The sequence below is a fragment of the Arthrobacter sp. B0316-5-4 genome, assembly GCF_059090325.1.
Genome location: NZ_JBNHFN010000002.1, coordinates 178,956 through 191,825, shown reverse-complemented (window position 1 = coordinate 191,825; position 12,870 = coordinate 178,956). Strand labels below are relative to the sequence as shown.

General features: G+C 63.2%; 12 protein-coding genes, 5 tRNA genes and 1 riboswitch. Of the genes, 9 read left to right on the top strand and 8 right to left on the bottom strand.

Annotated elements, in window-relative coordinates:
• Positions 1-9 precede the first annotated feature (9 nt).
• From pnuC to AC5RU9_RS05165, 7 genes are all read right to left on the bottom strand, one after another.
• Positions 10-702 (bottom strand): nicotinamide riboside transporter PnuC, encoded by a 693-nt coding sequence (pnuC, locus tag AC5RU9_RS05195; RefSeq protein ID WP_494015586.1) that lies wholly within the window; start codon positions 700-702, stop codon positions 10-12.
• Between the two features lie 89 nt (positions 703-791).
• Positions 792-946: riboswitch (FMN riboswitch) on the bottom strand.
• 76 nt (positions 947-1,022) lie between these two features.
• Complete coding sequence (rpe, locus tag AC5RU9_RS05190; protein WP_494015585.1) at positions 1,023-1,694, bottom strand: ribulose-phosphate 3-epimerase; 672 nt, start codon at positions 1,692-1,694, stop codon at positions 1,023-1,025.
• A gap of 77 nt (positions 1,695-1,771) precedes the next feature.
• Positions 1,772-3,337 (bottom strand): RsmB/NOP family class I SAM-dependent RNA methyltransferase, encoded by a 1,566-nt coding sequence (locus AC5RU9_RS05185; RefSeq protein ID WP_494015584.1) that lies wholly within the window; start codon positions 3,335-3,337, stop codon positions 1,772-1,774.
• Complete coding sequence (gene fmt / locus AC5RU9_RS05180; protein WP_494015583.1) at positions 3,334-4,254, bottom strand: methionyl-tRNA formyltransferase; 921 nt, start codon at positions 4,252-4,254, stop codon at positions 3,334-3,336. Before fmt ends, AC5RU9_RS05185 begins: the two co-directional genes overlap by 4 nt.
• Complete coding sequence (gene def / locus AC5RU9_RS05175) at positions 4,251-4,823, bottom strand: peptide deformylase (protein WP_211714111.1); 573 nt, start codon at positions 4,821-4,823, stop codon at positions 4,251-4,253. Before def ends, fmt begins: the two co-directional genes overlap by 4 nt.
• Positions 4,824-4,893: 70 nt before the next feature.
• Positions 4,894-5,775 carry a cytochrome gene (locus tag AC5RU9_RS05170; RefSeq protein ID WP_211714110.1) on the bottom strand — a complete coding sequence of 294 codons (882 nt, stop codon included), beginning with the start codon at positions 5,773-5,775 and terminating at the stop codon, positions 4,894-4,896.
• 307 nt (positions 5,776-6,082) lie between these two features.
• Positions 6,083-6,157: transfer RNA gene (locus AC5RU9_RS05165), tRNA-Val, on the bottom strand.
• Positions 6,158-6,406: 249 nt separating this feature from the next.
• Here AC5RU9_RS05165 and AC5RU9_RS05160 point away from each other — a divergent pair.
• From AC5RU9_RS05160 to AC5RU9_RS05130, 7 genes are all read left to right on the top strand, one after another.
• A tRNA-Gly gene (locus tag AC5RU9_RS05160) sits at positions 6,407-6,479 on the top strand.
• Positions 6,480-6,525: 46 nt separating this feature from the next.
• Positions 6,526-6,596, top strand: a tRNA-Cys gene (locus AC5RU9_RS05155).
• 38 nt (positions 6,597-6,634) lie between these two features.
• A tRNA-Val gene (locus tag AC5RU9_RS05150) sits at positions 6,635-6,709 on the top strand.
• 57 nt (positions 6,710-6,766) lie between these two features.
• Positions 6,767-6,842, top strand: a tRNA-Gly gene (locus AC5RU9_RS05145).
• Positions 6,843-7,019: 177 nt separating this feature from the next.
• Complete coding sequence (locus tag AC5RU9_RS05140; RefSeq protein ID WP_211714109.1) at positions 7,020-8,474, top strand: amino acid permease; 1,455 nt, start codon at positions 7,020-7,022, stop codon at positions 8,472-8,474.
• A gap of 95 nt (positions 8,475-8,569) precedes the next feature.
• Positions 8,570-8,800 (top strand): antitoxin, encoded by a 231-nt coding sequence (locus AC5RU9_RS05135; RefSeq protein WP_211714108.1) that lies wholly within the window; start codon positions 8,570-8,572, stop codon positions 8,798-8,800.
• Between the two features lie 109 nt (positions 8,801-8,909).
• On the top strand, positions 8,910-10,127 hold the full coding sequence (locus AC5RU9_RS05130) for a benzoate/H(+) symporter BenE family transporter (protein ID WP_494015582.1): 1,218 nt from the start codon (positions 8,910-8,912) through the stop codon (positions 10,125-10,127).
• A gap of 1 nt (position 10,128) precedes the next feature.
• Here the strand turns inward: AC5RU9_RS05130 and zapE are convergent, their stop codons facing one another.
• A complete protein-coding gene (zapE, locus tag AC5RU9_RS05125) occupies positions 10,129-11,169 on the bottom strand; it encodes a cell division protein ZapE (protein ID WP_211714106.1) in 1,041 nt (346 codons plus the stop codon).
• A gap of 203 nt (positions 11,170-11,372) precedes the next feature.
• On the opposite strand from zapE, the gene AC5RU9_RS05120 reads away from it, so the two are divergent.
• Both AC5RU9_RS05120 and AC5RU9_RS05115 read left to right on the top strand, forming a co-directional pair.
• A complete protein-coding gene (locus AC5RU9_RS05120; RefSeq protein ID WP_494015581.1) occupies positions 11,373-12,299 on the top strand; it encodes a sulfurtransferase in 927 nt (308 codons plus the stop codon).
• A 74-nt stretch (positions 12,300-12,373) separates the two neighbouring features.
• A complete protein-coding gene (locus AC5RU9_RS05115; RefSeq protein ID WP_211714104.1) occupies positions 12,374-12,841 on the top strand; it encodes a SufE family protein in 468 nt (155 codons plus the stop codon).
• Positions 12,842-12,870: the final 29 nt, after the last annotated feature.

Here is a 12,870-nt window from a genome sequence, read left to right as displayed (position 1 = left end):
CCCGGTCATTCATCGGGCCGCTCCTACCGGGGCAGCCCCGGGGTGGACGAGGATCCGTTCGCGCTTCTCGGCCCGCCACCACACGAAGAATCCGGTGAGGGTGAAGAAGCCGTAGAACAGGTACATGACCGCGCTGGCGTAATAACCGGCGCTGAACAGCAGGGGCACGCCCACGATGTCCACGGCGACCCAGATGAGCCAGAATTCAGTCCAGCCCCGGGCCATGCCGTAGGTAGCCAGCAGCGACCCCATGAAAGTCCAGGCATCGGCCCAGACCGGGGGGTACGAGCCGAGGGCGTCGAACAGCGGAGTCAACGCGGCGGTGCCTGCGACCATCGCACCGATCAGGGCAATGCGGACCTTGGTACTGGCCCAGCCGGGAACGATCGCCCGCCCCTGCGAGCTCGATTCGCGCCCTTGGCGCCACCGGTACCAGCCGTAGACGGCAACAGCGATGAACATGACCTGCCGCCCGGCCTGGCCCCACAGCGTTGCGGGTGCGGCAGCACCAAAAACGTTGCCGAGGAACACCGTGAGCAGGAGGATGTTGCCGACGATACCCATCGGCCACGCCCAGACTTTTCGGCGCATGCCGCCGAGGGCGCTGAGTAGCCCAAAAATGTTTCCTAGCACTTCGCGTAAGACAAGAGCAGATCCTCCAACGGGGATCTGTGCTTCGAAGAGCCATCGCAGTAAGTCCATGCCGTTCCTTCCCAGTAAGCCGCGATGACTCCGGGGGTGTACGACAGCGCAATGCCGGGCGTCACTGAAGGAACGCCCACGGCATGACTGTACGTGCTTCTCCCATCCAGACTTTAACTGTCGGTACCGGAATTTCACCGATTCAACCGTTCGCCGCCAAGCCCCAATAACTTGGGTCCTGATGGCTTGCGGGTCGCGGACTATAACCGCCGGTTCGGACTTACACCGACCCCGGAGCACGTATGTGTGTTGTTATTCTGCCACAACTACAAAGAAGTCCAGGCTATTCCCAGCCATCTTCGTAACATGCGTGACGGCCGTCAGGCGTTCGCCGCAGCAGCCTGCCCGGCAGCCCGGAGACGGTCGATGGCCTCCGCCGGGTCCTGGTGCCCGTAGACGGCTGACCCCGCCACGAAAACGTTCGCTCCGGCTTCTGCCGCACGGACGATGGTCTCTTCGGTGATGCCACCGTCCACCTGGATTGCGACGCCGATGCCCGACCCATCAATGGCCGCACGGGCGCGTCGAATCTTGGGCAAAGTGATATCAAGGAACGACTGACCCCCGAATCCGGGCTCCACCGTCATGATCAACAGCATGTCCAGCTCACTGAGCATGTCCAGGTAGGGCTCCACCGGGGTGGCTGGACGCAACGCCATACCGGCTTTGGATCCCCGCGCACGCAGTTCACGGGCCAGCTTGACCGGCGCCATGGCCGCTTCAGCATGGAAAGTAACCGACGCGACGCCAGCGTCAGCGTAAGCCGGAGCCCAGCGGTCGGCGTCGGAAATCATGAGGTGCGCGTCCAGCGGAACCGGGCTGACCGCCTGGATCCTCTCAACCACCGGCAAACCGAGTGTCAGGTTCGGCACGAAATGGTTGTCCATGACGTCAACGTGGACGGCGTCGGCGTTGCTGATGCGCTGCAACTCCGCCTCAAGGTTGACGAAGTCCGCGGACAGGATGCTCGGGTTGATACAGCACTGGGACAAGGCAGGCCCTTCGGGTAGTTGGTGCGCGGGACGACCGCAACGGACGTCCCGTCCGCTGCGGCCTGATGTGTATGCAGCTACGCTTTCTTGCGGATAACCGCCAGGAACATCGCATCCGTCTCGTGGACATGTGGCCACAGCTGGGCCGTTTGCTCGTGGCCGGCACCCAGGCTGCCGGTGAGGCTGACATGGTCGAGTGCCAGTCCGGCGTCGAGCAGTTCAAGGTCCTCACGCTTGCCCAGCACGTCGCCCACCACTGCCGTTGTTTCTGCCGGGTGCGGCGAGCAGGTCACGTAAGCCACCACACCGCCGGGCCTGACCGCGTCAATTGCCGACTTCAAGAGGTCACGCTGCAGCGGACCGAGGTCGCCAATATCCTTCGGTGAGCGGCGCCACCGCGATTCCGGCCGCCGTCGCAAGGCTCCCAGGCCACTGCAGGGGACGTCCACCAGAACACGGTCAAATGCCCCGGGCTGCTCGGTGCCGACGTTGCGTCCATCGCCGGTCCGCACAGTCCAGCTCTCACTGGGAACAGCCGAGAGGGCCTGCTGGACAAGCTTTGCGCGGTGCGGGGCGGGCTCGTTTGCCAGGAGGGTGGCGCCGTCACGGTGGGCCAGGGCGGCAAGCAACGCAGCCTTGCCTCCGGGGCCGGCACACAAGTCCAGCCACCGTTCCCCATCCCGCGCAGAACCGTCAAGGTCAACGCCGGCCAAGGCGCGCGCAACCAACTGCGAGCCGACGTCCTGGACGCGGGTGGTGCCGCGGCGGACCGACTCGAAGCGGCCAAGATCGCCACCGGCTGAGAGGGCGGAGCCTTCCACCAGTTCGCCCGCGGTGGCGCCGTTTTCGAACGCTTCGTCGAGGTCACCCAGTCCGGGCAACGCCACCAGGTTGACCACAGGTGCTGCGTTGTCGGCCTCAAGGAGTGCGTCGATCTCGGACTTCGGACGCCCGTGGTTCACCAAAGACTGGCGCAGTGCCCGCACAATCCATTCCGGGTGTGCGTGGCGCAGGGCGGCGATTTTGGTCTCATCCGTTTCCTGGTCAAGGAGCGTGTCCAGCCACTCATCCCATGTATGCGCCGTGACTTTGCGCAGCACGGCGTTGATAAGCGCGGACGGGCCGGCGCCGATGACCGCACGGGCCAAACCAACTGTCTGGTCCAGGGCTGCATGGGCAGGCACACGCATGGACAGCAGTTGGTGCGCGCCGATTCGCAGAGCATCCAGGATGGCCGGATCAAGCTGTTCGAGTGGCCGGTCCACGCACCGGGCCAGGATCGCGTCGTAAGTGCCTTGGCCGCGCAGCGCGCCGTAGCTCAGCTCTGTGGCGAATCCGGCATTACGACGATCCAGGCGGTGCTCGCGGATGCGGGCCGGGAGGACAAGGTTTGCGTAGGCGTCCTCGGAAGCGACCGCCCGGAGGACTTCGAAAGCAACCAGTCGCGCTGGGTCGGCGCGGCGCGTGCGCTGAGCGGGAGCACTAGTGGAGAAACCGCGCTGCGGTCCCCTGTTGCGTTCCCTGCCCTGGGCATTGCGCTTGCTCCCCTGTCCGCCGCGGTTCGCTTGCCCGTCACGGTTGCCTTGTCCGCCACCGTCCCGGCTCCCGCTGTTGTTGGGGCCTCGCCGGCCGGACTCGCTCATTCGAATACCACTCTCTCGGGTGCTGCCAAGCCGCGGGCCCAATCGGCCGGCGACATCATTTTCTTACCGGCCGGCTGAATCCGGCCAAGCTCTACGGCGTGGGAACCGGTTCCCACCAGTACAGATTTTGCTTCCACACGGATGGTTCCCGGCGCCAGGTCCTTCACATCGGGCCGTGGCAGCACAGGTTCGAGTTTGACCCTCTGCCCTTCCAAAGTGGTCCATGCCCCTGGTTCGGGAGTGACGCCCCTGGCCCTCCGATTTATGGCAAGAGCCGGCTGCGTCCAGTCCAGACGTCCATCGTCCAGCGTCAGTTTGGGAGCCAAAGACACTTCACCGGTCTGCGGTTGCGCGACGGCATGTCCGGCATCTATCGCGGAGAGCGTCTGGCTGAGCAGAACGGCGCCGCTCACCGAGAGCCGGTCCAAGAGGTCACCGGCGGTGTCTTCAGGCCGGACGGTTTCAGTGAGCGTCCCGAAGACAGGCCCGGTATCAAGGCCTTCCTCCAGTTGGAAGGTCGCCGCCCCGGTGATGTCGTCGCCCGCGATGATGGAACGCTGGACGGGTGCGGCACCGCGCCACGCCGGCAGCAAAGAGAAGTGCAGGTTTATCCAGCCGTGGGTGGGAACGCCCAGCGCCGCGCGCGGGACAATTCCCCCGTAGGCCACAATGGCGGCAACATCGGGAGCACATTCCGCAATGCGGGAGGTCGTGTCCGCGTCTACCTTCGCTGCCCTGATGACATCTATGCCAAGTTCGGCGGCGCGGGCTGCCACCGGAGACGGAGTCAGGATGCGCTTGCGGCCCAGGGGCGCGTCCGGCCGCGTCAGGACGGCCACGACGTCGAACCCGGCTTTGACAAGCGCGTCCAACGACGGGACCGCGACAGCGGGAGTTCCTGCGAAAAGTACCCTCACTCGGGAACCCCGAAGCTGCCGCCACCAAAACTGGAACCAACCGTGTTGGCGCGCTTGGAGGTGGTTTGCTCCGTGATGGCGTGGTAGTTGGCGTTACGGATGGCCCGGAGAGCCGCCTTCCGGTCCTCGCCCTCCAGACGATCGGTGTACAAGACACCGTCCAGGTGATCGGTTTCATGTTGGAAGCATCGAGCCAACATGCCCTCGGCTTCCACGGAAACCGGGTTGCCGTTAAGGTCCACTCCGGTTGCCCTCGTGGCCCGGTAGCGCCGCACCGGGAAGCCCAAACCGGGAATGGAGAGGCAGCCTTCAACTTCGTCGGGCTGGAAATCCTCGCTGTTTTCCAGGACGGGGTTGATGATGTGGCCCTCCACGCCACCGATGCGGTACGTGAAAACACGCTGGCTGACCCCAACCTGGGGTGCCGCAAGGCCTGCGCCCTCAACGTCCTCCATGGTTTCGGTCATGTCAGCTACCAGCTTGGCGAGCTCCGGACCGAATTCAGTAACGGGATCGGCTACGGTGCGCAACACCGGATCCCCAATGATTCGGATACTCATAATTGCCATGTGCTGTCAGTCCTCACGATCGTCAAAGCCGGCTCCGGGTGATGCGGAGCCTAAGCCAGTTTAGTTGAGGTCACAGTGCTGCTGCTGATCCCTGCCCTGCTCCGGCCGTTGCGAACACGGGCGGGGCGATAGGGAGCAGCGCCTGTCCGGCGGCAGTAACGTCCGCCGACATCTCCCACACCCGACGCAAAGCGCAGAACTTCCACCAATGGTGCTTGAGGATCTCAGGGTTGGCCCGTTGCGGCCGCACCTCGGTTTCCCCCACGGCAACAGCCAGCAACATGGGATTGTCACCGTACTTCCAGGGCTCCCATTGGCCTGTCACGGGGTCCACCAGGCTTTCTTCGGCCTTCATTCCTGCCGTGAGCTGCATGACTACTTTGTCGTCGAGGGCTTTAACAGTCCCATCCCGGGTTGTCCCCTTGGTCTTGTAGTCGATGAGGCATATGCGCCCATTGATCCGGGCAACAAGGTCCAACGTGCCGGCGTAGCCAACCGTCGAGTTCCAGACCGTGATCTCCGGCGCCAGTGGCTCAACCTGGTAGAGCTCCCACCACTCATCGAACCGGGCCGCGAAGGCCTGCTCGCCGTGTGCTGCCAGGTCTTCCCGGCATTCCTCCGCGCGGTGCGGCCGTCCCATCGCGCGCAAAGCCACCTGCTCGCAGTACGTATGCACCCTGTCACCCCGGGCAGCAGCCTGGTCCCGGTAAAGCTCGGCGGCCTTGGAAGCTTTGTTGATTGCCTGGCGGATTTTTGCCGGACTTCCGAGAATCGCAGGAAGCTCGGGGTCGGCAGCCAAGCTGCTGGCACCCATGTAACTGAACCATCCGTCCAGGGAGTGGGCCTGCTGGCCGATCACCGTGGTGATGGATGGCACGGAGAATTGCTCGGTAGTAGAGCGGGCGTACATCCGGCCGTAGTCAGTAGCGTGGGCAAGCAGTGGAGCAGTCATATAAAGACTGTGTCATAAAGGACCGACATTCTCCGAGGGGAAGATCGTTGCGAGCTGCTCCGGCGCCAGTCGCGCCAGCTTTGCAGCGAGGATGGGGGCCGTCAGAGCCAGGTCTTCCAGGGGCAGGGAGGGCCCTGGAGTTGCGTTGGGCTGTTCGTGTTCTTCTTGTACGGGCACGCTGATGGAGTGCTTCCAGCACGCATTTCGTGTCGCAACTTCCCGGACTCAGACCCCGGGTTCTTCAACGCCCCATCGGGACGGACGGCCCGGAACACAAAGAAACCCCCGGATGTCCGGGGGTTTCTGTTGGTGGGCGATACTGGGTTCGAACCAGTGACCTCTTCGGTGTGAACGAAGCGCGCTACCACTGCGCCAATCGCCCGGGTGCATAGAAAACACTAACGGACCACGGCCGGAATGCAAAACGGGTCTGGAGTTCACCGCCACTCGCTAACTACAACAGTGGAATTACAGCCGTGAAACTCCCCCGGATCCGCGTAATTGCAGGGATCCGGCCGCCTCTGCGGCCAAATGCAAGCAACCGATTTGGAGATTGCAGGAACCTCCTATAGAGTTTTTACTCGTCGGAAAGCGACGGAATGCCTGAAGGGCTGCCCGCCGAAACGACACTGCGGACGTAGCTCAGCTGGTAGAGCACCACCTTGCCAAGGTGGATGTCGCGAGTTCGAATCTCGTCGTCCGCTCGCAAGGCACTGTCAAGGCAAGAATTCCCCGGAATCCTGCTTACACGGTGGGTTGGCCGAGAGGCGAGGCAGCGGCCTGCAAAGCCGTATACACGGGTTCGAATCCCGTACCCACCTCGGTGAAAACCATGTCTTCCAGCTTTTGCTGGATGCATGGGCGATTGGCGCAGCGGTAGCGCGCTTCCCTGACACGGAAGAGGTCACTGGTTCGATCCCAGTATCGCCCACCAGAACAAGGCAACTTGTTTGTTGTTGAAAGCCACGCATCAGCATGGCAGGCAACATGTGCGGACGTAGCTCAGCTGGTAGAGCACCACCTTGCCAAGGTGGATGTCGCGAGTTCGAATCTCGTCGTCCGCTCCATATAAAAGAGCAGCTCTTCGGAGCTGCTTTTTTTATGCCCATTTTCGCCGAATAGCCTATTCATCATTTGAAGTAACCGATACACCTCAGAAGAAGTCGCTTTATCTAATGTGATTGGGCTCGCATAATGTACTGCGAGCTCATCACCGTTCCACGCCAACTGGCAGGAGTACCCCCATGAACCAACTGACGGCTTCCAAGTCCGTCCTGAGGCGCAAGCCCATCGACGACATCGAGGAAGAAAGCAAGCACAGCGGACTATTCAAAAGTCTTGGCCTCTGGCAACTGACGGCCATCGGCGTCGGCGGAATTATCGGCGTCGGAATTTTCTCCCTGGCGGGACTGGTCGCCCACGGCAGCGAAGGAAGCCCGGGTGTCGGCCCTGCCGTGCTCTTTTCGTTCCTGATCGCCGGGCTGGCCTCGGGAGCGGCAGCGCTCTCCTATGCCGAATTCGCCGGCATGATACCCCGCGCAGGCTCGGCCTACACCTACGGGTATGTGGCCCTCGGAGAGATCATCGGCTGGTTTATTGGCTGGGATCTTTTGCTTGAGTACATCGCGATCGTGGCCGTAGTGGCGATCGGCATCTCCGGCTACTTCGACGCCTTCCTGTCCGGCATCGGGATCCACATGCCCACGTGGATGACGTCCACCGCCGATGAAGGCAAGGGCGGCATCATCAACCTGCCGGCCATCCTCGTCTGCCTCCTCGTCACGTGGATCCTGAGCCGGGGAACCAAGGCGTTCGGCAGGTTCGAGCTGGTGGCGGTCGCCATCAAGGTGATTCTGATCCTGTTCATCATCGGTCTGGGCATTTTCTACGTGAACACCGAGAACTACAACCCGTTCATGCCCAGTGGCTTCGGTCCAGTGGTGGCCGGTGCTGCAACCGTCTTCTTCGCGGTGTTCGGCTACGACGCCATGAGTACCGCGGCTGAGGAGGCCAAGGATGGCAAGAAGCACATGCCCAAGGCCATCATCCTGTCCCTGATCATCGCCATGCTGCTCTACGTCGCCGCCACACTCGTCCTCACGGGTATGCAGAACTACAAGGACATCAACCCCACGGCCGGGTTTGCCTCCGCCTTCACGGGCGTGGGACTGCCGGTCATCGCCACCATCATCTCGGTGTTCGCTGTCCTGTCCATCCTCACCGTGATGCTGACGTTCCTCCTGGGCGTTACCCGCGTGTGGTTCTCCATGAGCCGCGACGGCCTGCTGCCCGGGTGGTTCGCCAAGACCGACCGGAACGGCACTCCGCAGCGTGTTACCTGGATCGCCGGCATCGCTTCGGCATTCCTTGCCGGTGTCTTCCCCATCAAGGAAGTCGCCGACCTCACCAACATCGGCATCCTCGCCGCCTTCGTGGTGGTCTGCGTTTCGGTGATTGTGTTCCGCTACACCAAGCCAAATGCACCGCGTACTTTCCGTTTGCCGCTCATGCCTGTCGTCCCGGCCTTCGGCGTCCTGGCTTCGGCGTTCTTGATGTTCCAGCTGCACTGGGAGACCTGGGTACGGTTTGGCGTGTGGTTGGTCATCGGCTTGGTGATCTACTTCTCCTACGGCCGTAAGCACTCACTCATGAATCCGGACAGCCCCCGCCACAAGACCGTGACTACGCCCTCGGCGTAGTTTGTCCACAGGCCTGCGTTGAAGCCTTGGCACCTCTCCCAACTGGTGTTAGGGTCGGACGCGGAGGAGCGAACTGGCTCCGCGATGGAAGGGAGGTGCCCGTGGGTTTAATTGACGACCTGAAGGGCAAGGCTCAGGGTCTCATTCAAGGCAACGAAGAAGCCATCAGGAATGGCATCGAAAAGGCCGGGGATTTTGTGGACGAGAAGACGGGTGGCAAGTACGCCGGCCACGTCGACAAAGTCCAGAACGCCGCTTCCGACTTCGTGGCCAAGAATGACGGAGAGCCACAGGCTCCCGTCGCGGATGAGCCGAAGCAGCCGTAGCTGCCTGAGCCGCCGTACCAGATACGTCAAGGGGGCACCGGTCCCGCCGAGAGGCGCCACCGGTGCCCTTGGCGTTTAACCACCACGGTGGTCGGGTATTTTTGTGCCTATGCCTTCCCCTTCCCCGTCAACCACCGAACGCCTCGTCCGCAAGGAGGCCCTGGGTCCGCCCGTGACCGCAGGAATCGTCACGGCACTGGTGGGTTTCACCTCCTCGTTTGCTGTCGTCCTGGCAGGTTTGAAAGCCGTCGGCGCCAATCAGGGGCAGGCCTCCAGCGGGTTGCTCGCGCTCACGCTGACTTTCGGGCTCGGTATCCTGTGGCTCTCCTGGCGCTCCAAAATGCCGGTTACCCTTGCGTGGTCTACGCCCGGAGCGGCGCTTCTCGCCTCCGCGGGAATGGTCGACGGCGGCTGGCCGGCTGCCGTGGGAGCGTTCCTGCTGGTGGGGGTGCTGATACTCCTCACCGGGCTGCTCCCTGTCCTCGGCAGGATCATGGCGAAGATCCCCACGGCACTGGCACAGGCCATGCTGGCCGGCGTTCTGCTTCCGCTCTGCCTGGCGCCCTTCAAGTCGCTGGGATCGGCGCCGCTGCTCATCGCCCCGGTGGTCCTGTGTTGGATCGTCCTGATGAAGTTCGCTCCCCGCTGGTCTGTTCCGGGGTCGCTGCTGGTGGCTTTGGCCGTCATCGGCATCCACATCGCCTCAAACGGCGTCCAGGTCCCGGCTGAGGACCTGCTCCCCCGGCTGGAATGGACAACGCCCGCATTTACCGTGGAAGCTGCCGTGGGGCTGGCCCTGCCACTCTTTATCGTGACCATGGCCTCACAGAACATCCCGGGCGTGGCAGTCCTCAAATCGTTCGGCTACACCACTCCGTGGCGGTCGTCCATGCTGGTGACCGGGGCCGGAACCGCCGTTGGAGCTCCCTTCGGTGGCCACGCCATCAACCTGGCTGCCCTCAGCGCAGCGCTGGCAGCCGGCGAAGAAGCCGGCAAGGACCACAGTCGGCGCTGGATTGCGGCTTTTGTCTCGGGTCTGGCGTACCTGGTCCTGGCTGCGGGGTCCGCGGCACTGGTCACGGTAGTTGCTGCAGCCCCGCCCGGACTGCTGGAAGCGGTGGCGGGGCTTGCGCTCCTGGGAACACTGGCATCATCGATTTCCTCGGCACTGGCCGCAGCCGAGGAACGCATACCGGCGTGCATCACGTTCCTGCTCGCAGCCTCAGGCTTGAGCTTCGCGGGAGTGGGCGCCGCGTTCTGGGCCTTGGCCGGTGGCATCCTGGTTCGTTGGATGCTGAAGAGCCGGACGCCGCTCCAGAAAGGCTGACTCAGGCAGGTTCGTGGTTTTGCGCCTCGCGTGCCAGCGCCGTCAGCCTGGAGACCGCCCGGAAGTACTTCTTCATGTACCCGCCGGTCATCATCTCTTCCGTGAAGAGCTGATCGAACGGGACTCCGCTGGCGAGGATCGGCACGTCCTTGTCGTACAAACGGTCCGCGAGCACCACGAACCGCAAGGCAACGGCCTGCTCGGTGATGGTTTCGACGTCGCTCCACACCACGGCCTCAACGCCGGCGAGCAGCTGGCGGTAGCGGCTGGGGTGGACTGCGGCCAGGTGGTTGACCAGGGTGCGGAAATCATCGACGGCCACCGTTTTGCCGTCGAATTCGGCACGCATGCGGTGCTTCAGTTCTTCGGTCTTGAGCGGCGCGGGGGCGGCAGGGAGACCGCGGTGCCGGAAGTCTTCGCCGTCGATCCTGACGACGTCGAACTGGTCCGCGAGGACCTGGATCTCGCGCTGGAAGTCGACGGCGGCAAAGCGGCCCTCACCCAGGGACCCCGGCAAGGTGTTCGACGTGGCGGCAAGCTTGACGCCGGCGTCCGCCAACTCACGCATGAGGCGTGACATCAAAACGGTGTCGCCTGGATCATCGAGCTCGAATTCGTCGATGCAGACCAGTTTGTAGCTGCTCAGCGCTTCCACAGTCTTGCGGAACGAAAGGGCGCCTACAAGGTTGGTGTACTCCACGAAGGTTCCGAAGGCCTTGGGTCCTGGTGACCGGTGCCAGAGCGACGCCAAAAGGTGTGTCTTGCCGACACCGAATCCGCCGTCCAGATAAATGCCCGCCCTGGTGGCAGGCGCCTTTTTGGCGAACAACTTCTTGAAGAGACCCCCGCCGTCGTCGGAACCCACGCCATCGGCGAAGGCGGACAGCAGTTTCACTGCGTTGGCTTGGCTCGGCTGCGATGGATCCGGCCGGTAGCTGTCGAACGATACCTCTCCGAATCGCGGAGAGGGGTAGAAACCCTTGAGGAGTTCCTCCACGGAGACTGCCGGCGTGCGGGCAGCCAGTTGTTCGATCTGTACCACTGTGGTCCGTTCCTTCGGTTGTGGGTCCCCAGCAAGAATACCGGCATACGGAACAGCGGAACGGCCACGTGACCAAAGCCATGTTTCATCATGTGACCGCAGGGGAAGCATTCGCCGCGGGCCGTGGTTAGTGTTGGAAAGGCCGGGCGGGCACCTGTGTTAGCACAGCCCGGCTCCGTCCGTTGTCAGTGAAAGGCCATTAGATGTCCTACCCCGTTGAACAGAACGAAAAGTTCGCCGCCTACGCGAACCCCGAACGCCTCGTGTCCACAGAGTGGCTTGCGGCAGCACTTGCCGACGGCGCCATTGCCGACGGCAAGCTGGTAGTCGTGGAGTCCGATGAAGACGTCCTGCTGTACGAAACCGGACACATCCCGGGTGCAGTCAAGATTGACTGGCACACAGACCTGAATGACGAAGTCACCCGCGACTATGTCGATGGTGCCGCTTTCGCCGCCCTCGCCGCGTCCAAGGGCATCTCCCGCGACAGCACCGTCGTTATTTACGGTGACAAGTCCAACTGGTGGGCCGCCTACGCGCTGTGGGTCTTTACCCTTTTCGGCCACAGCGACGTCCGCCTGCTCGACGGCGGCCGCGACAAGTGGATCGCCGAGGGCCGCGAGCTCACCACGGATGCATCGCAGCCCACCCCGGGCGAGTATCCCGAAGTCGAACGCAACGACGCTCCCATCCGCGCTTTCAAGGAAGACGTCCTGGCGCACCTGGGCAACCCACTGATTGATGTCCGCTCCCCCGAGGAATACACGGGCCAGCGCACCCACATGCCCGCCTACCCGGAAGAGGGCGCCCTGCGCGGCGGCCACATTCCGACGGCTGCTTCGATTCCGTGGGCACGTGCCGCGGCGGAAGACGGCACCTACCGGAGCCGCGAAGAGCTCGAGGCACTTTACCTCGGCGAGGCCGGCCTGGAACCCGGCGACGACGTCGTGGCCTACTGCCGCATCGGCGAGCGGTCCAGCCACACCTGGTTCGCCCTGAAATACCTCCTGGGCTTCGACACCGTCCGCAACTATGACGGCTCCTGGACCGAGTGGGGCAACGCCGTCCGCGTCCCCATCGCCAAGGGCTCCGAGCGCGGTTCGGTTCCGGCAGCACTGGTCCGCAACTAGCACCCGAAACCGAGGCTCCCCAGTGTTGCAGGACACAAAGTGCAATCGGCGCGGTTGTGCGTAAGCTGGAAGAGATGAGTACCCACACCTTGCCCGCCGCGCTGGCGGAAATCGTCGATGACTTCCAGGCCCTGACGGAGCCTGACCGCCTGCAGCTGCTGCTCGAGTTCTCCAGGGGTCTGCCGGAGCTTCCGGAGCGCCTCAAGGACCACCCGGAACTGCTGGAGCAGGTAGTCGAGTGCCAGTCTCCCCTATTCCTGACCATTGAGTCGGAGAAGAACGGGGAAAACCCGGGCGGCGCCCGTGCTTACCGGTTGTTCTTCAAGGCACCGCAGGAAGCACCTACAACGCGTGGATTTGCCGGCGTGCTTCATGAAGGGCTGGACGGTCTGACCGCCGAGGAGATCCTTGCGGTTCCGGATGACATGCCGGAACTTCTCGGATTGACGCGTGCCATCACGCCCCTGCGCATGCGGGGTATGACGGCCATGCTCGGCCGGATCAAGCGGAAGGTAGCGGCGGCAAACCGCCTGGAACACTGACCAGCCACCTGGAACACTGAAAGGTACCG

What these genes read in the sequence shown, in the direction of transcription:
- AC5RU9_RS05130 (WP_494015582.1), top strand. Translation starts at nt 8,910, where the DNA reads ATGCCTTCCCCTTCCCCGTCAACCACCGAACGCCTCGTCCGCAAGGAG.
- AC5RU9_RS05120 (WP_494015581.1), top strand. Translation starts at nt 11,373, where the DNA reads ATGTCCTACCCCGTTGAACAGAACGAAAAGTTCGCCGCCTACGCGAAC.
- def (WP_211714111.1), bottom strand. Translation starts at nt 4,823, where the DNA reads ATGGCAATTATGAGTATCCGAATCATTGGGGATCCGGTGTTGCGCACC.
- pnuC (WP_494015586.1), bottom strand. Translation starts at nt 702, where the DNA reads ATGGACTTACTGCGATGGCTCTTCGAAGCACAGATCCCCGTTGGAGGA.
- AC5RU9_RS05185 (WP_494015584.1), bottom strand. Translation starts at nt 3,337, where the DNA reads ATGAGCGAGTCCGGCCGGCGAGGCCCCAACAACAGCGGGAGCCGGGAC.
- AC5RU9_RS05115 (WP_211714104.1), top strand. Translation starts at nt 12,374, where the DNA reads ATGAGTACCCACACCTTGCCCGCCGCGCTGGCGGAAATCGTCGATGAC.
- AC5RU9_RS05170 (WP_211714110.1), bottom strand. Translation starts at nt 5,775, where the DNA reads ATGACTGCTCCACTGCTTGCCCACGCTACTGACTACGGCCGGATGTAC.
- AC5RU9_RS05140 (WP_211714109.1), top strand. Translation starts at nt 7,020, where the DNA reads ATGAACCAACTGACGGCTTCCAAGTCCGTCCTGAGGCGCAAGCCCATC.